Raw genomic sequence first — 18,010 nt, 5'->3', positions numbered from 1 at the left:
AAATTGTCCTCCTATAACTAAGAATAGATATAACTAAAATAGCACGGATTGAAAAAGTTTTCCACAGATTACGATAAAAAAGGTTAGAAAAAAATACTTTTCCACAAAACGGGATAAAAGAAAAAAGGAAATGCACATGTTCGAAAATGCACTATCCACAGGTAGAAAAAGAATGTGCATAACTAGAAAAAAATCTCTCTTATCCACAGATCTATGTGAAGATCACGCCTTGATAATACTAGGTTTTAGGGCGGTTATCAACAGCTGGAAAAGCGATTGTGGAAAACTTTTCTACAGGCTGTTTGTTTGTGGAAAAAGTCAAAATAACTCTGGGGAAAAAGTTATCCACAAAAATTAGCTGTAAACAGCAAACCCACACAAATCAAGGGAATTGTGGATAAAGAATGGTCGATTTTGAGCAAACTTCTTATTGACAAACTAGTACTTGACTCGTTATACTATCAAAGTATGTCTGTGCGCATAAGCATTATCCTGATGGAGGTGGAAATAAATGAAAAGAACGTATCAACCAAATAAACGTAAACGTCAAAAAGTTCACGGATTCCGTAAACGTATGAGTACAAAAAATGGACGTCGTGTTTTAGCTAGCCGTCGTCGTAAAGGCAGAAAGGTTATTTCTGCGTAAGCCACTGAATGCCAGTGGTTTTTTTTTATGCCGTTTTTGCGGAATATAGTGTCTGACTTTTGGCAAATATGGTATTATTGACAGGTGAGTGGTTACGGATTCAATCCGTTTCGCGAAGCTTAATTGAAAGAAGTGAAGGAACCGAAGATGAGAAAATCCTATCGAGTAAAAACAGAGCAAGATTTTCAAAAAGTTTTTCAGGCAGGAAATTCTTTTGCAAATCGGAAGTTCGTGGTGTATGTCTTACCTAAAGAGCAATCACATTTTCGAGTTGGTTTATCTGTAGGAAAAAAAGTCGGTAATGCAGTGAAGCGAAATGAGGTCAAACGTAAGATTCGTGCGAGCTTAACGGAAATGAAGCCGCGAATCGAACCAGCGATCGATTTTATTGTGATCGCCCGTCCAAGTATCGCCATTTGTTCCTCAAAGGAAATCTACTCGAATTTAGAGCATGTCTTAAAGCTTGCCAAAATTATTCATTAATGGAAAGGAATTAGTTACGTGAAAAAAGGGAAACGCGTCTTACTATTTTTGGGAGTTCTCTCATTAGTAGTTGTCTTATCTGCCTGCGGTGCAACAGGTGAAGTAAATGCACAAAGTACCGGTCTATGGGATCGTTACATCGTTTATTATTTTGCAGAGGCGATCAAAGCCCTCTCCTTCGGCAATGCCGGGATCGGGATCATCCTATTTACATTGATCATCCGGGTCATTTTGATGCCGTTGATGCACTTTCAAACCAAAAGCATGCGCAAAACGCAAGAATTACAACCGAAGCTAAAAGCGCTGCAGCAGCAATATGCGTCAAAAGATACAGAAACACAAAGCAAGTTAAAAGAAGAAACACAACGTTTGTATGCGGAAAACAATGTCAATCCCTATGCCGGCTGTCTACCATTATTGGTACAAATGCCGATTTTGATGGCCTTGTGGCAATCGATCTCACGGGTTCCTGCTCTGCAAGAAGGAAAATTCTTATGGCTGCAGCTGGGTGATCGTGACCCATACTTCATCTTGCCGATTTTAGCGGCGCTCTTTACTTTTGCAAGTACCTACTTATCAAGTATGAGCCAAGTGGAATCAAATGCGAGTTTGAAAATCATGAATTTCGCTATGCCGATGATGATCTTACTGATGGGGATCAACATTGCCAGCGGTCTTTCCTTGTACTGGGTTGTTTCTAATGCATTCCAAGTCTTGCAAACAATGATCTTAAATAACCCATTCAAGATTCGCCAAGAAAGAGAAGAAGCCGCCCGCAAAGAACGCGAGCGTGAACGAGCCCTGAAAAAAGCAATGAGTCCTAAAAAGAAACGGAAAAAATAAGAGGAGGTTGCACTGCAATGCCGATTTATGAAAATCTGACAGTAGCTGAAGCAATTCAAGAGGGATTGCAAGTCCTTGGTATCACCAAAGATCAAGCAGTAATCGAAGTCCTGGATGAAGGAAAAAAAGGCTTCTTGGGGCTAGGAAAAAAACAAGCACGGGTCTCCATTGAAAAAAGAATCGTTGAAGAACCGGCACCCGTTGAAGAAGTACCAGCAAAACCGCTGGTAGAACCAGATCCTGTGACGACAGAGGATGCAAGCAGTGTGATGGAGGCGGCCGCGAGCGAACCTGTTTTGCTGACGGATCTTTCAGATGAGGAAGCACTGGCTCAGTTGGGACTCTATCTGACAAATATTTCAAAAGCATTGAATGCACCTGCCTTAGTAAAAACCGCTCGTCAAGACGGCGTGATCATCTTTCAATTAGAAACGCAAAAACAAGGCATTTTGATTGGGAAGCACGGCAAAACCTTGAATGCACTGCAATATTTGGCGCAAGTTTATATTCATCGCATCGCGAAAAACAAATTGTCGATCGTTGTGAATGTCGGGGATTACCGTGAAAAACGTCAAGCGATCTTAGAACGTTTGGCCAGCCGTACTGCTGAAAAAGTCAAACGAACAGGCCGCCCGGTCTTTTTAGAGCCGATGCCGGCGTTTGAAAGAAAGCAGATCCATTCCGTATTGAGTAAAGATGCGTATGTTCAAACTCATTCTGAAGGGGATGAACCGTATCGCTACTTAGTAGTGGAACCTGCGGACAAACGAATTTAATGAAAAAAGGGAAAGGCGGTCTGACAAGCCTTTCCCTTTTTTGATGGGAAAAAGCGATTGACAACAAATTTAAAACCAAGTATCCTTGACTAGAAATCATTCTTATCAAAGTCAACATACGTTACGTAGGTCAGCCTTTGGTATCAAAAAAGAGTCCGTATGCCGCGGACTCTTTTTTGTATTTCGTTGTTCAAAGGGGCAATTAGCCGCCAATGGTTGATTGAGTAAATTGAACCACCGTACCATAGGCAAAGATCTCAAGGTAGGTTTTGTCGCCTTCGACGATGCGGTCGTGTTCGAAATGACAGTTGATCACTGCATTCGCACCGTAGCTGTGAGCTGTTTCTTTTAAGCGATAGGTCACATCTGCCAAAAGATCGTTCAAATTCACAGATGTATCAAATAGATCTACTTCGATTTTGTCTGCCGCAAAGACGATATCCCGCACGACATAAGGCCGATTCACGTTTCCTGTCGATAAAATGATTTCTTTAATGCGGGCAGCACTGTTTGATGATTTGATGGTTTCCATAATAGATCCCTCTTTTCTTATTCTTTGCTTTTATTTTAAAGGTTTTTGCGGACAGATGCAAAATTTAAAAGTTTTTGAAGGAAGCTTGCGACTCGCGCAAAAATGTGCTAATCTATTTCCAGAATTTAATTGACAAGCAGTCAAAGTGCTAAGTCTACTCGTTTTTATTGATTTTCAATCAATTTGACGGGTGGAGTGGGCACTTTTTTTATGTGAAAAAATAGGAGGAGCATGCAACATGGCGAATATTACGCAAGAATTTGATACGATTGCCGCAATTTCCACCCCGCCAGGCGAAGGGGCCATCAGTATTGTGCGATTAAGCGGGGAAGAAGCAATCGCAATTGCGGATCGGATTTTTCAAGCAGGCACTAAAACCCTCGCCCAAGTCCCTAGTCATACGATTCATTATGGTCATATCGTGGACCCAGAAGAAAACCGTTTGATGGATGAAGTGATGCTTTCAGTGATGAAAAAGCCGCGGACCTTTACCCGAGAAGATGTCGTTGAGATCAACTGTCACGGCGGGATCGTTGTCGTCAATCAACTCTTGCAACTGGTTTTACGACAAGGCGCACGTTTGGCTGAGCCGGGGGAATTCACGAAGCGGGCCTTTTTAAATGGACGGGTTGATCTTTCTCAAGCCGAGGCGGTGATGGACCTGATTCGTGCTAAGACCGATAAGGCGATGAATCTCGCTGTCAATCAGCTGGATGGCAATCTTTCCCACTTGATTCGGACCTTACGCCAAGAGATCTTAGAGACGTTGGCGCAAGTTGAAGTGAATATCGATTACCCTGAATACGATGATGTGGAAGAATTGACGACCCGCTTATTGTTAGAAAAGGCCACGATGGTCAAAGGGCAGATCCAAGCCTTATTAGCAACTGCCCAACAAGGAAAAATTTTGCGAGAAGGCCTGAGTACTGCGATCATCGGTCGGCCGAATGTCGGTAAATCCAGCTTATTGAACCATTTATTAAGGGAAGAAAAAGCCATCGTGACAGACATTGCCGGCACCACCCGAGATGTCATTGAAGAGTATGTCAATGTTCGCGGGGTACCGTTGAAACTGATCGATACGGCTGGTATCCGCGAAACGGAAGATGTCGTTGAGAAAATCGGGGTCGAACGCAGCCGCAAAGCACTGGCAGAAGCGGAGTTGATTTTGCTGGTTCTCAACCAAAGCGAAGGATTGACCCAGGAAGACAAACAATTGCTGGAGCTGACTGCTGGCAGCCGTCGGATCATCTTATTGAATAAGACCGACCTTGAGCCAAAACTAGCGCCCGCTGAATTAGCGCAGTACGCAGCAGATGAACCGATTTTTTCTGTCTCTGTATTGACCAACGAAGGCTTGGATCAACTGGAACAAGCCATTGCCGATCTATTCTTTGGGGGGAAAACCACCGACAAGGATGCTTCCTATCTTTCTAACACCCGCCACATTGCCTTATTAGAAAATGCCGTTCAGTCGTTGTCTGAGGTCATCCAAGGGATCGAAGCAGGAATGCCTGTCGACTTGGTTCAAATCGATATGACACGCTGCTGGGACTATCTAGGAGAAGTTGTCGGCGACAGTGTCCAAGATGAGTTGATCACCCAATTGTTCAGTCAGTTTTGTTTAGGAAAATAAAGAATGCGCCACTGGCGTAAAAAGGAGAACACCATGCAAGAATATCAAGCAGAAAGTTATGACGTGATCGTTGTTGGTGCCGGCCATGCCGGATCAGAAGCTGCCTTAGCAGCCAGCCGAATGGGGGCAAAAACCCTTTTACTGACCATCAACTTAGACATGGTCGCATTCATGCCTTGTAATCCCTCCGTCGGCGGACCAGCAAAAGGCGTCGTGGTACGCGAAATCGATGCTTTAGGCGGAGAAATGGGCAAAAATATCGATAAAACCTACATCCAAATGCGGATGCTCAATACAGGAAAAGGTCCCGCAGTGCGGGCTTTGCGGGCGCAAGCCGATAAACATGCCTATGCGGCTGAAATGAAACGAACGATCGAAAAAGAAGCCAATCTAACACTGCGCCAAGGGATCGTTGAAAAGCTGATCGTTGAAGAAGGCGAGTGCCGTGGCGTCGTGACATCTACAGGCGCTCGTTACCAAGCCCAAGCTGTAGTGATCACTGCAGGAACAGCGTTGCGAGGGGAGATCATCATTGGAGAGTTGAAGTATTCTTCTGGTCCAAACAACTCCCAGCCATCGATTGGATTAGCCGATCATTTGAAAGAGCTTGGTCTAGAGATCGCTCGTTTTAAAACCGGTACACCACCGCGGGTCAAATCCAGCACCATCAACTATGAGGTAACGGAGATCCAGCCTGGCGATGAACAACCGAATCACTTTAGTTACAGCACACCCGATGAAGCCTACAATCAAAACCAAGAACCTTGCTGGTTGACCTATACGAACGAAGGGACGCACCAAATCATCAACCAGAATTTACATCGGGCGCCGATGTTTACAGGGATCGTCGAAGGGGTAGGTGCCCGTTATTGTCCATCCATCGAAGACAAAATCGTGCGTTTTGCAGACAAATCTCGTCACCAACTATTCTTGGAGCCAGAAGGATTGAACACCGAAGAAGTGTATGTTCAAGGGCTTTCTACTTCTATGCCAGAAGACGTCCAAGTCCAAATGCTGCATTCCATCGCAGGTTTAGAAAAAGCGGAAATGATGCGGACGGGCTACGCCATTGAATATGATGTCGTGGTACCTCATCAATTGCGTCCAACATTAGAAACCAAAGTCATCGAAAACCTCTTTACGGCAGGACAAACCAACGGAACCAGCGGCTATGAAGAAGCGGCCGGTCAAGGCTTGATTGCCGGCATCAATGCCGCTTTGAAAATTCAAGGCAAAGAACCTTTCATTATGAAACGCAGCGACGGTTATATCGGTGTGATGATCGATGATTTGGTGACCAAAGGAACCAATGAACCATACCGTTTATTGACCTCTCGTGCCGAATACCGCTTATTGCTGCGTCATGATAATGCCGATCTGCGTTTGACCGAAGTGGGACATCAAATTGGGCTCGTCCCAGAAGCGCAATACGAAGCATATGTAGCGAAAAAAGAAGCTGTTGAAGCAGAAATCAAACGCTTGTCTAAAATCCGCATCAAACCAACGCCAGAAGTACAAGCATATTTGACTGCCAAAGGGACGGCCACCTTGAAAGATGGCGTTTTAGCAAATGAATTCTTGCGCCGGCCTGAAGTGACGTATGCGGAAATGCTGCAATTTATCGAAGCCAATGAAGCATTGAAGCCAAAAGAGATCGAACAAGTCGAGATCCAAATCAAATACGAAGGTTATATTAAAAAAGCCCTCGAAAAAGTGGAGAAACTCAAACGGATGGAAGCCAAACGCATTCCTGAAAACATCGACTATGCCGCTATCAATGGCTTGGCAACAGAAGCCAAACAAAAACTGCAAAAAATCCAACCCGAAACCATCGCCCAAGCGAGCCGTATCAGCGGAGTAAACCCAGCTGATATTAGTATTTTGATGGTGTATATCGAACAAGGGAAGATTGCAAAGGTTAACTAAAGACGGTTAATATTCTTTGAAAAACCAATTTATAAATGGTAAATACAGTGTCAAAAGCCCGCTACGAGAGTAACTCGCAGCGGGCTTTTTGTGTTAGCAATTGAATTATTCAACTTTTTCAATCGTAGTGGTTCCCCAATTCATGATGTTGCTGAGATGGACATAGCCATCGTACAAATTCAAGAAAATTGAGAAGGCACAGACGATATAGATCAATACATAAAAATTATTGGCCTTTTTGTTACGCCATAAGACAAAGCCATCTAAAATCAAACCTAATGGAAAGAGAAATGAGCCGATTCCAGCTAACAGTAGCAAGAGCAGACTTTCATCTTTTTCCGTTGCCATCGTTCTTTGGAGTAACGACAATTTTTCTTTTTTGTCGTTGATCTCTTGATTATTGGTTTCGATCCGCTCTTTTAACGCTTCGTTTTCCCGCAAGAGCTCATCAATCGAGACTTGATAGAGATCGCTCAACAAAATCAAATTCTCAATATCTGGATAGCCGCGCCCGTTTTCCCATTTTGAAATCGACTGGCGTGAAATCTGTAATTTTTCTGCGACTGCTGTTTGCGACAATCCGGAAGACTCGCGACAGCTTTTTAATTGTTCTGCTAAAGCCAATGTATGCTCCTATCTGCTATTTAACAACTAGCTTCCCATTTGAGATCGTGGTTACGACACTCCCATTGGTAGTGATTATACCTGCTTTTTGCTTAAACGTACAGGTGGCTTTAGTGGACGTGTGAGTTAATGAACTAGAAGTGATACTTCCTCTGTGAGCAACTAAACTTAAATTCGAAGTGCCTGTAAATTGATTGCGGCTATTGACCGTGACATTGTAACTAGCGGTCCAATTACCGGTGGATGTTTTTGACACGCGATACGTTCCTGCTGCCAGATTTGCCCGGAATGACGGCAATTTTTCAATGGTCAAAATCAACTCGTTGCCTTCTTCATCTACGGTGATCAGCTGCTCATAGGGACTATCTGATGCTAAGTCGTAAACGAGTTCAGGTTCTTCCACTGTTTGGGCGGCAGCTGGGAGAGCAAAGAAGAAACAAATAAAAATAAACGGCACAAAAAATAATTTTTTCACAAATACCACTCCTTGTACTTTTGATAGTTTAAGTATACAAGGTTTGGCTAGTTAAAGAAAGCACAAGCTAATTTGCAACGGCAACGGATGGTTTACAGTTGTTGCTAGAGCAGCATTTCATAGGCTTTTTTTTTAGGGTGTCGAGAAATTTTAAACGTAATGGTTCATTCAAAAGGTCTTCGTTTTTTAGGTTTCTGACAATGAAACGTTGCTTTTTAAAAGAAACGTTAAAGAAGCGGTTGCTTTAGTTTTAACCAAACCTAGCTGTAAAAGGAAACAAAAAAGCGAAAGAGAAGGTAACGTTTCGCGCCGTTAAAACGACAAACGTAAGACCTCCTTCCGCTTTTTTGCGGCCAATTTTATTCTCCTAAATCAATATCCTTTTGATGGTCACCATCTTTTTTATAAACGTTCACCACGGATTCTTTGTTTTCGGCAATTTCTTTGGCACGGGCGATGGCCTCTGCTTTATTGTCGAAATGATCACTGGCACGTTTTGCTCCTTTGGAACGGACTTGCCATTGGTCCTCTTCATACACAACTTCAACATCCGCATTCATTAATTTTTTCGCATTTTTATTGGTTTGATGGGAATCGTCTTTTTGCGGATTTTTCTCTTTCTGAAAAGCTTTCTTCTCCTCTTCATCTGCATTGTCATACCATTTTTCTGCTTGACTCGTGGCGATCGGGATCGCCCGATCATCGGAATAGCCATCGGCTAGCAGGGCATTGGCGATATCGATCGCTTTTTTACGAACTAAGGGGTCTAGATTCTTCATTGACGCAGGATAATCACGGACATTCCAAGGCATTGTTTGGTTCCTCCTTTTTCTTGATCCAAAGTCATTTTCCTAGGGGTTCCTTTTTACAGGCACCACCAGATATTACTTATTAGTTTACCCCCTTCTATAAAAAAGTGAAATCATTTGCTTTCTGGTCAAAAATGAGGGCACTTTCTTTTTTCATTTTCTAATAAACGAGGATTTATTTTTGTTAACAAAGCGTTATATTTCCCAAAAAAAAATGAATGGTTTAGAATTTTATTATAGAGAAAAGGAGGACGTAAGAATGAGTGAACCTATTTTGACTGATCCACGGGAACTTTATCACACGGGTAAATACAGCAAACAGGAACAAGATACGCCTGCTTTACAAGAAGAAATGCGACCAAAACCTGATTGTGGTGAAGACTCTTATGAGGGAAGTCAGCAGTTAGAAAACCGGCGGGTACTGATTACCGGTGGGGATTCTGGGATCGGACGAGCAGCAGCGATTGCCTTCGCTCGTGAAGGAGCAGACATTGCCCTGCACTTTTTCCCAGGAGAAGAAGAAGATGCCGAAGAAGTTGCAGGGTACATCAAAGAAGCCGGACGCAAAGTGATTTTGCTACCCTATGACCTGCGAGACGAAGCGGCACCACAAGAGATCGTTGACAAAGCGGTAGCAGCATTAGGTGGGTTAGATACATTAGTATTGAACGCAGCACAGCAAATCACGCGGCCATCGATTGCAGAATTACCGATTGAACAAGTGAAAGACACCTTTATGGTAAACATTATCTCAATGTTTGCATTAGTGAAAGCAGCTGAGCCACACTTACCGGCTGGAGGAGCGATCGTGACAACGACTTCTGTCCAAGCCTTTAGTCCAAGTGCCCATTTAATGGATTATGCGGCAACCAAATCGGCGATCGCCAGTTTTACAGTCAGCTTGGCGAAACAATTTGCTGAAAAAGGGATTCGGGTCAATGGGGTAGCCCCAGGACCAATCTGGACACCATTACAGTTAGATCATGGCCAACCGCAAGACAAGCTGCCTGAATTTGGTCAGCAAGCATTACTGGAGCGGGCAGGACAACCAGCTGAGCTGGCACCCGTCTATGTCTTTTTAGCTTCCAATAAAGCTAGCTATGTGACAGCACAGATTTATGGTGTTACCGGCGGAGAAGCCATTAACTTGTAAGCTTATCAAAAAATCGGAGAAAAAGGAGGAGGTGTCCTATGAGTAAAGGGTGGAAAATCGTATCAATCATCGTTTCGTTGATCTTTATCACTGTCTTATTACCAATCGTTTTAATGAGTAATCCTTACATGCAGCTGCCATTTGGTTTGGACAGCAGAGGCAATGTCGTCACGTATTTCTTTGACAACTTGTTTATGCGTCAATATATGTTTTGGGTAGCCGTTGTTTTAATCGCCGTATTCTTGATCGTGATCTTAGTCGTGCTGTTTTATCCAAAAACCAAAACAACCTTTGTTTTGAAAGAGGATAAGGGCGCATTGACGATCGATAAGAAAGCGATCGAAGGACTTGTACGTACGAAAGTAAATGAAAAAGAATTTGTTGAAGGACCAAAAGTTCATGTCAAGGCGACCAAAAATCGAATTTTAATCAAAATCAAAGGCCGCTTGAAACGGACGTCTGCCTTAGTTGGCAAAACCGAAAACTTAATGGCGGAAATCCAACAAGATGTCCAACGAGTGCTTGGCTCAAGTGAAAAAGTCAAAGTCGAAGTCAATTACGCGAATTTTGAACAAAATGAGACTCCGGAAAACCCGCGAGTAGAATAGGAGGGCTATGATGAACGAACTACAACAATACAAAATCCCATTGATTTTTGGAGCAATCGGCCTTGTTCTGGCTGTGTTGTTTGTAACGATCGGTTTTTTCAAAACATTGCTGATTCTACTCCTAACAGGTTTGGGTTTTGCGCTAGGATTGTATCTCCAACGTACCGGTATCATCGACGAATTTTTTAACCAACAATAACGTATTTTATAGGAGGAATTTTTAATGAATAACGATAAAAACGAATTAAACAATGAAAAAAATGTCAGTGCACATCCAGATCCAGTGGTTCCCAACACCAATCATCAAGCCAATGAAAATGCGATTCCAATGACTGAATCACCTGATCCAGTGGTACCAAATGCTGAAAAAGCAGTAGCAGGACAACAAAATGGACCAAAACCAGGGGATCATCCAGCACCAGGAAATCCAGATCCAGCCGGACATCATCCAGCACCGCCAAAACCTGGCCACAACGATTTTGAAGGACCAACCGGGGATGCACCCGTTCATGGTTCATTGACCTATGATGACAAAGTGATCCAAAAAATTATCGGAATTGCATTAGAAAATGTAGATGGCCTGTTGACGGTCGATGGTGGTTTCTTCTCTAATATTGCTGAAAAATTAGTTAATACAGATAATGTGACTGCCGGTATCAATACTGAAGTTGGGAAAAAACAAGTAGCCGTTGATTTAGATATCGTGGTTGAATACGACCGCAACATCCCAGAAATCGCTGAACAAGTCAAAGAAGTCATTCAAAAAGAAGTAACGACAATGACCCAATTAGAAGTGATCGAAGTCAACATCAACGTTGTAGATGTAAAAACGATCGCTGAATACGAAGAGGAACAAGAAACGGTTCAAGACAAAGTAACGTCAGCGGCTTCTAAAACCGGCGACTTTGCTTCACGTCAAACCAACAAAGCCAAACATGCGGCTTCCCGCGCGTCTGATCGTATCGAAGAATACAACGAACCTCGCGTGAAATAAAAAAGTTTCATATGAAACAAAAACAAGCATTGATCCTGTGATCAATGCTTGTTTCTTTGAGAAAAAAGCTGACCAGGAGGGTTGGCAGCCTTGCTGGTCAAGGAAAGATGAAAAAAGTTTTTTGGATTGAAATGAGTATAATTTCTATGCCTTAAACCAACCTTAAAGCCCCAGTTAAAAAATGGTAAATTCTCCTAGAAAGCAATCTCTGGCTATTGCATCACACTGCTTTTTGCGTTAAAGTAGGAACTAGTCTGTGAAACATTTTTCTGTTTCACAAAATAGAAAGGATTCGTTATGCTACCTGAAGAATTTCATGAAGAATTACGCAAAAACGGGATCGTTTTAACCGAAGAACAAATGGAAAAATTCGCTGTCTATTTCGAGCGTTTAGTCGAATGGAATCAGAAGATGAATCTAACCGCAATCACGGAAAAATCAGAAGTGTATTTAAAGCATTTCTACGATTCTGTTTCCTTAGCTTTTGAAACCGCCTTTGACCCGCAAAGTCATTTGTGCGATGTCGGTTCAGGTGCTGGCTTTCCAAGTATTCCACTAAAAATCGTGTTTCCTGAATTAGAAGTGACGATCGTCGACTCTTTAAATAAGCGCATCACCTTTTTACAAACTCTTGTGACGGATCTACAATTGGAAAATGTCCACTTGTACCATGACCGTGCAGAAACATTTGGTCAAAACCCGCAATTTCGTGGGCAATTCGATTATGTGACCGCTCGAGCGGTTGCCCGTTTGAATGTGTTAACGGAACTCTGTGTGCCATTGGTGAAAAAAGCAGGCTATTTTTATGCGCTCAAAGCTGCCAAAAGCGAGGAAGAACTGGTTGAAGCCAAACCAGCGATCTCACTCTTAGGCGGCAAATTTATTGAAGAAAAAAGCTTTACCTTACCGGTCAGCGGCGATGAACGCCATCTTTTGATCATTCAAAAGAAAAAAGAAACGCCAAAGAAATACCCCCGCAAACCGGGAATGCCAGCGAAACAACCAATTAAATAGGAGGAAAATCAATGGCCCGTATTATTTCTGTTGCAAACCAAAAAGGCGGCGTAGGCAAAACCACCACAACGGTGAACCTAGGTGCGTCCTTAGCATTTGTCGGCAAAAAAGTGTTACTCGTAGATATTGATGCCCAAGGCAACGCCACAAGCGGTGTCGGCATTCGCAAACCAGTTGTGGAACAAGACATCTATGATGTATTAGTCAATGAAACACCGATCGTTGAAGCGATTTTACCTAGCAGCCGAGAAAACTTGGATATCGTTCCAGCGACGATCCAATTAGCTGGTGCGGAAATTGAATTGACCTCCATGATGGCACGGGAATCTCGATTGAAATCGGCTTTGAATGAAATCAAAGAACAATACGATTATATCTTTATCGATTGCCCGCCATCTTTAGGTCATTTGACGATCAATGCCTTTACCGCCAGTGATTCGATTTTGATCCCAGTCCAATGTGAGTACTATGCATTGGAAGGGCTGAGCCAACTATTGAATACCGTGCGTTTAGTACAAAAACATTTTAACCCTGAGTTAGAGATCGAAGGGGTCTTACTGACGATGTATGATGCCCGCACGAACTTAGGCGCGGAAGTCGTGGAAGAAGTCCGCCGCTATTTCCAAGAAAAAGTATACGAAACCATTATTCCGCGGAATATCCGGTTGTCTGAAGCACCTAGTCATGGATTGTCGATCATTGATTATGATCCACGCTCAAAAGGAGCCGAAGTCTATCAGACGTTAGCAAAGGAAGTGTTAGCCCGTGAAGAATAAAGGGAAAGGATTAGGGCGTGGGATCGATGCGTTGTTTCAAGACCTGCAAGGGTTAGAAGAAGTCGATATCAAGACAGAAAAAGTCGTTGAACTGCCTTTAAACGAATTAAGACCCAACCCTTATCAACCGCGAAAAACCTTTGATGAGCTTTCATTACAAGAACTAGCCAATTCGATCCAACATTCGGGGGTCTTTCAACCGATCATCGTGCGGCAATCATCCGTCAAAGGCTATGAGATCATTGCTGGTGAACGCCGGTTTCGAGCATCCAAATTAGCTGGCAAGGAAACGATCCCAGCCATCATCCGCAATTTTGATGAAGAAGCGATGATGCAAGTCGCCGTTTTAGAAAACTTGCAGCGGGAAGATTTAAATCCTTTAGAAGAAGCAGAAGCCTATGACATGCTGATGAAGAACTTGAAATTGACCCAAGCACAAGTCGCTGAACGTTTAGGGAAAAGCCGCCCGTATATCGCCAATTATTTGCGGTTACTGTCCTTGCCGAAACTCGTCAAAGAAATGGTTCAAGATGACCGTTTGTCTATGGGGCAAGCCCGGACATTATTAGGCTTGAAAAACAAAGAACAGATCTTAAAATTAGCCAATCGTTGTGTCAAAGAAAATCTGACAGTCCGCCAATTAGAACAAATGGTCGCTGAGATGAACGACACGAAAAACGAAAAGAAAAAAGTGCCGCGTCTGATTCGGGAAAAACCGTACTATTTACGAGAAAGCGAAGAACGGTTGATGGATAAATTCGGCACGAATGTCGAGATCCGCGAAAAAGAAGGCAAAGGAAAAATCGAGATCGAATACCTGTCACAAAAAGATTTAACCCGTATTTTAGATTTATTGAACATTCAATTTGATGAAGCTTGAGGTGATAAAGATGTATGATCTTGGGGATATTGTCGAAATGAAAAAACCGCATGCCTGCAAAGCCAATCGTTGGGAAATCATCCGCATGGGGGCAGACATCAAAATAAAGTGTACGAATTGCGGCCACATCGTCATGATGACGCGCCGAGAATTTGATAAAAAGATGAAGAAAATCCTAGAAAAAAAAGAGAAAGAGTGAAGTGAAGCATGGCGTTAACTGCCGGAATCGTTGGATTGCCAAATGTGGGCAAATCTACTTTATTTAATGCAATAACCAAAGCAGGAGCAGAAGCCGCAAACTACCCGTTTGCGACGATCGATCCGAATGTAGGAATGGTGGAAGTGCCAGATTGGCGCTTACAGCGTTTAACAGAATTAGTCCGTCCGAAAAAGACGGTCCCAACCACCTTTGAATTTACGGATATTGCCGGAATCGTCCGCGGTGCCAGCAAAGGGGAAGGATTAGGTAACCAATTTTTGAGCCATATCCGCCAAGTGGATGCGATCTGTCATGTCGTTCGTTGTTTCGACGATGACAACATCACCCACGTGGAAGGCCGCGTGGACCCATTAGCTGATATCGACACCATCAATTTGGAGTTGGTTTTAGCGGATTTAGAATCCGTCAACAAGCGCTATACTCGGGTCGCAAAAATTGCCAAAACCAAAGACAAAGATGCAGTTGCGGAACTGGCCGTTCTTGATAAGATCAAACCGGTCTTAGAAGAAGGGATCTCTGCTCGTTCGATCGAATTTACAGATGAAGAACAGCGCATCGTCAAAAGTTTGTTTTTACTAACGACCAAACCAGTTTTATACGTTGCCAACGTAGCAGAAGAAGACGTGGCAGACTATGAAACCAATGACTATGTCAACAAAGTGAAGGAATTTGCAGCGAGCGAAAATGCGGAAGTGATCGTCATCAGTGCTCGTGCCGAAGAAGAGATCGCTGAGCTGGAAGAAGAAGACAAAGCAGAGTTTTTAGAAGCATTAGGAATTGAAGAATCAGGGTTGGATCAATTGATTCGTGCTGCCTATGATTTGCTGGGTCTAGCAACGTACTTTACCGCTGGTGAACAAGAAGTGCGTGCGTGGACGTTCCGTAAAGGCATCAAAGCACCGCAAGCAGCGGGGATCATCCATACGGACTTTGAGCGCGGCTTTATTCGTGCGGAAACTGTTTCCTTTGAAGATCTGAACCAATACGGCACGATGCAAGCGGCCAAAGAAGCCGGTCGGGTACGTTTGGAAGGAAAAGATTATGTCGTGCAAGATGGCGACGTGATGTTGTTCCGTTTTAACGTATAAAGGGCTTTCTTCCCAGTGAATTTGTGGTAAAATGTCCATTGTGAAGAAAACGCAGAAGGGAGAATCAATTCATGGAACCAGAAACTCTGCGAAATTATGTTTCCGAAAATCGTGAATTAGAACAACAATTAACAAAACGAAACCAACAATATATATTTGATTTAAAAAAATCGCTAGAGGCAGCCAACCTTTCTGAAGAAGAAAAAACGATTGCCTTGCATGAGATGCTGCCGGTCTTAGTCAAAGAACAAAAAGGCGGCAAAACGGCCCGCCAATTATTTGGTACAGTGTCTGAACGTACCGAAGCCATCATCAACAAACCCGTTGAGCAAAAAGAATCCGGCCCCTTCTTGATGTGGTTGGATAACACCTTGCTGATTTTAGGGATTTTTGGGTTGATGCTAGGGGTTATGGGAATCTTTACTAGAGGACAAGCACAACCTTATGGCTTATTGACCCTCTTCTTGATGGCGATGCTTGCTGGTTGGGTCTTCTACTTGATGTACAAATACATGTATCAATATGAACGCCCGGGTGCTGATAAGAGCAAACGGCCGAAGATGTGGAAGATCATTTTGATTTTAGTCGCAGCCTTCATGCTATGGATCGTTGTGATCTCGCTTTCTGCGATGATCCAGCCACCATTGAATCCACAAGTGGACCCTGTGATCGAAGCCTCGATCGGGGCAGTGGCATTAGCAGCGAAGTACTACTTGAAACGCAAATACAATATCATCAGCAGTCTGTCTGTTCCTAGAGGCTGATGGCTACACGTTGATCGTGCGCCTTCTTTTGTTAAAAAAGACCGCACGATCAGCGTGTTTTTTTAGAAAAAATGGCGAATTATGAGATTTGACCAAAGGTTTGAAGAGGATTATTAAGAAAGCTTTCCGAATGGTTGACTTATGAAAAAATCTTTGCTATTTTTTTTAAAATACCTAAAAACTTTAAGGAGTGGTTACAAAAATGTCCAACTGGGAAACCAAATTTGTAAAAAAAGGGTTAACGTTTGATGATGTCTTATTGATTCCGGCAGAAAGTCACGTCTTGCCAAATGACGTGGATATGAAAGTGCAGCTTGCCCCGAATATTACACTAAATATTCCAATCATAAGTGCCAGTATGGATACCGTAACTGATAGTAAAATGGCGATCTCAATGGCGCGTCAAGGCGGACTTGGCGTGATTCACAAAAACATGAGTATCGCCGCGCAAGCAGATGAAGTGCGCAAAGTAAAACGTTCTGAAAGCGGCGTGATCATCGATCCGTTTTTCTTAACACCAAGCCACTTAGTTGCTGATGCAGAACATTTGATGAGCAAGTACCGCATCAGCGGGGTACCGATCGTAGAAACGATGGAAAACCGCAAATTAGTCGGTATCATCACGAACCGCGACATGCGTTTTGTCACGGATTATACGATGCCGATCAATGATGTGATGACCAAAGACCAATTGATCACAGCACCTGTCGGTACTTCGTTGAAAGATGCGGAAAAAATCTTACAACAACACAAGATCGAAAAATTACCGATCGTTGATGAAGCAGGGATCTTAAGCGGGTTGATCACCATCAAAGATATTGAAAAAGTAATCGAATTCCCGAATGCAGCCAAAGACACGCATGGACGCCTATTAGTGGCAGCAGCAGTCGGCGTTACCAGCGATACCTTTGAACGTGCACAAGCATTATTGGATGCAGGCGTGGACGCGATCGTCATTGATACTGCCCATGGACACAGTGCCGGTGTTTTACGCAAAATCTCTGAAATTCGTGCACATTTCCCAGAAGCGACATTGATTGCTGGAAATGTTGCCACTGCAGAAGGCACGAAAGCATTGTATGATGCTGGTGTCGATGTCGTAAAAGTCGGGATCGGTCCAGGATCGATCTGTACTACTCGGGTGGTAGCCGGTGTCGGAGTTCCTCAATTGACAGCGATCTATGATGCAGCCTCTGTGGCACGTCAATATGGCAAAGCAATCATTGCCGATGGTGGGATCAAGTACTCTGGCGATATCGTCAAAGCTTTAGCAGCTGGCGGACATGCTGTAATGCTCGGTAGCATGTTGGCAGGAACTGACGAATCACCAGGTGAATTTGAAATCTATCAAGGCCGTCGCTTCAAAACGTACCGCGGAATGGGTTCATTGGGGGCAATGGAAAAAGGCTCCAGCGACCGTTACTTCCAAGGGGGCGTAAACGAAGCCAACAAATTGGTTCCAGAAGGCATTGAAGGACGTGTCGCTTATAAAGGCAGCGTTTCTGATATCATCTTCCAAATGATCGGCGGGTTGAAATCAGGGATGGGTTATGTCGGTGCCGGCAATCTGCAGCAATTACGTGATGAAGCACAATTCATCCAAATGAGCGGCAACGGACTAAAAGAATCACATCCCCACGATGTTCAAATCACGAAAGAAGCACCAAACTACTCCGTAAAATCATAAAATGTTTCACGTGAAAACCAACGCCCCCTCTGTTCAAAAGTGGACAGAGGGGGCGTTTGGTTCTAAAAAAGGGTGC

The 18,010-nt window shown here is 43.4% G+C and carries 21 protein-coding genes; 17 read left to right on the top strand and 4 right to left on the bottom strand.

Going from position 1 to position 18,010, the window contains the following annotated elements; genetic code table 11:
* Positions 1–511 precede the first annotated feature (511 nt).
* The 4 genes from rpmH (at position 512) to jag (ending at position 2,748) form a co-directional block, all read left to right on the top strand.
* The gene (gene rpmH / locus IGJ42_RS16830; protein WP_002356012.1) at positions 512–646 is read left to right on the top strand and encodes a 50S ribosomal protein L34; all 135 of its coding nucleotides are present in this window, start codon (positions 512–514) and stop codon (positions 644–646) included.
* A gap of 147 nt (positions 647–793) precedes the next feature.
* On the top strand, positions 794–1,129 hold the full coding sequence (gene rnpA / locus IGJ42_RS16825; RefSeq protein WP_142437343.1) for a ribonuclease P protein component: 336 nt from the start codon (positions 794–796) through the stop codon (positions 1,127–1,129).
* A gap of 18 nt (positions 1,130–1,147) precedes the next feature.
* Positions 1,148–1,972, top strand: coding sequence for a YidC/Oxa1 family membrane protein insertase (locus IGJ42_RS16820; protein ID WP_008376942.1), 825 nt, complete (start codon positions 1,148–1,150; stop codon positions 1,970–1,972).
* Between the two features lie 17 nt (positions 1,973–1,989).
* Complete coding sequence (jag, locus tag IGJ42_RS16815) at positions 1,990–2,748, top strand: RNA-binding cell elongation regulator Jag/EloR (protein WP_008376943.1); 759 nt, start codon at positions 1,990–1,992, stop codon at positions 2,746–2,748.
* 202 nt (positions 2,749–2,950) lie between these two features.
* On the opposite strand, the gene IGJ42_RS16810 is transcribed toward jag, so the two are convergent.
* Positions 2,951–3,280 (bottom strand): heavy metal-binding domain-containing protein, encoded by a 330-nt coding sequence (locus IGJ42_RS16810; protein ID WP_005226284.1) that lies wholly within the window; start codon positions 3,278–3,280, stop codon positions 2,951–2,953.
* A 238-nt stretch (positions 3,281–3,518) separates the two neighbouring features.
* Between IGJ42_RS16810 and mnmE the strand changes: the two genes are divergently transcribed.
* Together mnmE and mnmG are read left to right on the top strand one after the other, a co-directional pair.
* The gene (gene mnmE / locus IGJ42_RS16805; RefSeq protein ID WP_034859087.1) at positions 3,519–4,916 is read left to right on the top strand and encodes a tRNA uridine-5-carboxymethylaminomethyl(34) synthesis GTPase MnmE; all 1,398 of its coding nucleotides are present in this window, start codon (positions 3,519–3,521) and stop codon (positions 4,914–4,916) included.
* Positions 4,917–4,949: 33 nt separating this feature from the next.
* The gene (gene mnmG / locus IGJ42_RS16800; protein WP_008376950.1) at positions 4,950–6,842 is read left to right on the top strand and encodes a tRNA uridine-5-carboxymethylaminomethyl(34) synthesis enzyme MnmG; all 1,893 of its coding nucleotides are present in this window, start codon (positions 4,950–4,952) and stop codon (positions 6,840–6,842) included.
* Positions 6,843–6,947: 105 nt separating this feature from the next.
* Here the strand turns inward: mnmG and IGJ42_RS16795 are convergent, their stop codons facing one another.
* The 3 genes from IGJ42_RS16795 to IGJ42_RS16785 all read right to left on the bottom strand — a co-directional run bounded on the left by IGJ42_RS16795 (position 6,948) and on the right by IGJ42_RS16785 (position 8,753).
* The gene (locus IGJ42_RS16795) at positions 6,948–7,466 is read right to left on the bottom strand and encodes a helix-turn-helix domain-containing protein (protein ID WP_005232932.1); all 519 of its coding nucleotides are present in this window, start codon (positions 7,464–7,466) and stop codon (positions 6,948–6,950) included.
* Positions 7,467–7,482: 16 nt separating this feature from the next.
* Positions 7,483–7,950 (bottom strand): DUF5626 family protein, encoded by a 468-nt coding sequence (locus IGJ42_RS16790; RefSeq protein ID WP_005232933.1) that lies wholly within the window; start codon positions 7,948–7,950, stop codon positions 7,483–7,485.
* A gap of 350 nt (positions 7,951–8,300) precedes the next feature.
* Entirely contained in the window at positions 8,301–8,753 is a 453-nt protein-coding gene (locus IGJ42_RS16785) for a DUF2188 domain-containing protein (protein ID WP_086332827.1), read from the bottom strand.
* 256 nt (positions 8,754–9,009) lie between these two features.
* Between IGJ42_RS16785 and IGJ42_RS16780 the strand changes: the two genes are divergently transcribed.
* The 11 genes from IGJ42_RS16780 to guaB all read left to right on the top strand — a co-directional run bounded on the left by IGJ42_RS16780 (position 9,010) and on the right by guaB (position 17,934).
* Positions 9,010–9,903: an SDR family oxidoreductase gene (locus IGJ42_RS16780; protein ID WP_008376956.1), complete on the top strand. Its 894-nt coding sequence runs from the start codon at positions 9,010–9,012 to the stop codon at positions 9,901–9,903.
* A gap of 38 nt (positions 9,904–9,941) precedes the next feature.
* Entirely contained in the window at positions 9,942–10,511 is a 570-nt protein-coding gene (gene amaP / locus IGJ42_RS16775; RefSeq protein ID WP_005232936.1) for an alkaline shock response membrane anchor protein AmaP, read from the top strand.
* A gap of 7 nt (positions 10,512–10,518) precedes the next feature.
* Positions 10,519–10,710 (top strand): DUF2273 domain-containing protein, encoded by a 192-nt coding sequence (locus IGJ42_RS16770; protein WP_005226258.1) that lies wholly within the window; start codon positions 10,519–10,521, stop codon positions 10,708–10,710.
* A gap of 24 nt (positions 10,711–10,734) precedes the next feature.
* Complete coding sequence (locus IGJ42_RS16765; RefSeq protein ID WP_005232937.1) at positions 10,735–11,505, top strand: Asp23/Gls24 family envelope stress response protein; 771 nt, start codon at positions 10,735–10,737, stop codon at positions 11,503–11,505.
* A gap of 297 nt (positions 11,506–11,802) precedes the next feature.
* Entirely contained in the window at positions 11,803–12,519 is a 717-nt protein-coding gene (gene rsmG / locus IGJ42_RS16760; RefSeq protein WP_005226256.1) for a 16S rRNA (guanine(527)-N(7))-methyltransferase RsmG, read from the top strand.
* 11 nt (positions 12,520–12,530) lie between these two features.
* Positions 12,531–13,295, top strand: coding sequence for a ParA family protein (locus IGJ42_RS16755; protein WP_429946924.1), 765 nt, complete (start codon positions 12,531–12,533; stop codon positions 13,293–13,295).
* Positions 13,285–14,175: a ParB/RepB/Spo0J family partition protein gene (locus IGJ42_RS16750; RefSeq protein WP_005226254.1), complete on the top strand. Its 891-nt coding sequence runs from the start codon at positions 13,285–13,287 to the stop codon at positions 14,173–14,175. The genes IGJ42_RS16755 and IGJ42_RS16750 overlap by 11 nt, the downstream gene beginning before the upstream one ends.
* 10 nt (positions 14,176–14,185) lie before the next feature.
* Entirely contained in the window at positions 14,186–14,374 is a 189-nt protein-coding gene (locus IGJ42_RS16745; RefSeq protein ID WP_005226253.1) for a DUF951 domain-containing protein, read from the top strand.
* 8 nt (positions 14,375–14,382) lie between these two features.
* Complete coding sequence (gene ychF / locus IGJ42_RS16740; RefSeq protein ID WP_005226252.1) at positions 14,383–15,483, top strand: redox-regulated ATPase YchF; 1,101 nt, start codon at positions 14,383–14,385, stop codon at positions 15,481–15,483.
* A 71-nt stretch (positions 15,484–15,554) separates the two neighbouring features.
* Positions 15,555–16,247 (top strand): DUF1129 domain-containing protein, encoded by a 693-nt coding sequence (locus tag IGJ42_RS16735; protein WP_430615834.1) that lies wholly within the window; start codon positions 15,555–15,557, stop codon positions 16,245–16,247.
* Between the two features lie 202 nt (positions 16,248–16,449).
* A complete protein-coding gene (gene guaB, locus IGJ42_RS16730; RefSeq protein WP_005226250.1) occupies positions 16,450–17,934 on the top strand; it encodes an IMP dehydrogenase in 1,485 nt (494 codons plus the stop codon).
* The last annotated feature ends 76 nt before the right edge of the window (positions 17,935–18,010 follow it).

Source organism: Enterococcus sp. DIV1067f, from assembly GCF_050543505.1.
GTDB lineage: Bacteria > Bacillota > Bacilli > Lactobacillales > Enterococcaceae > Enterococcus_D > Enterococcus_D entomosocium.
Note: the sequence above shows the minus strand (reverse complement) of the source record. Positions and strands in the feature narration are given on the sequence as shown.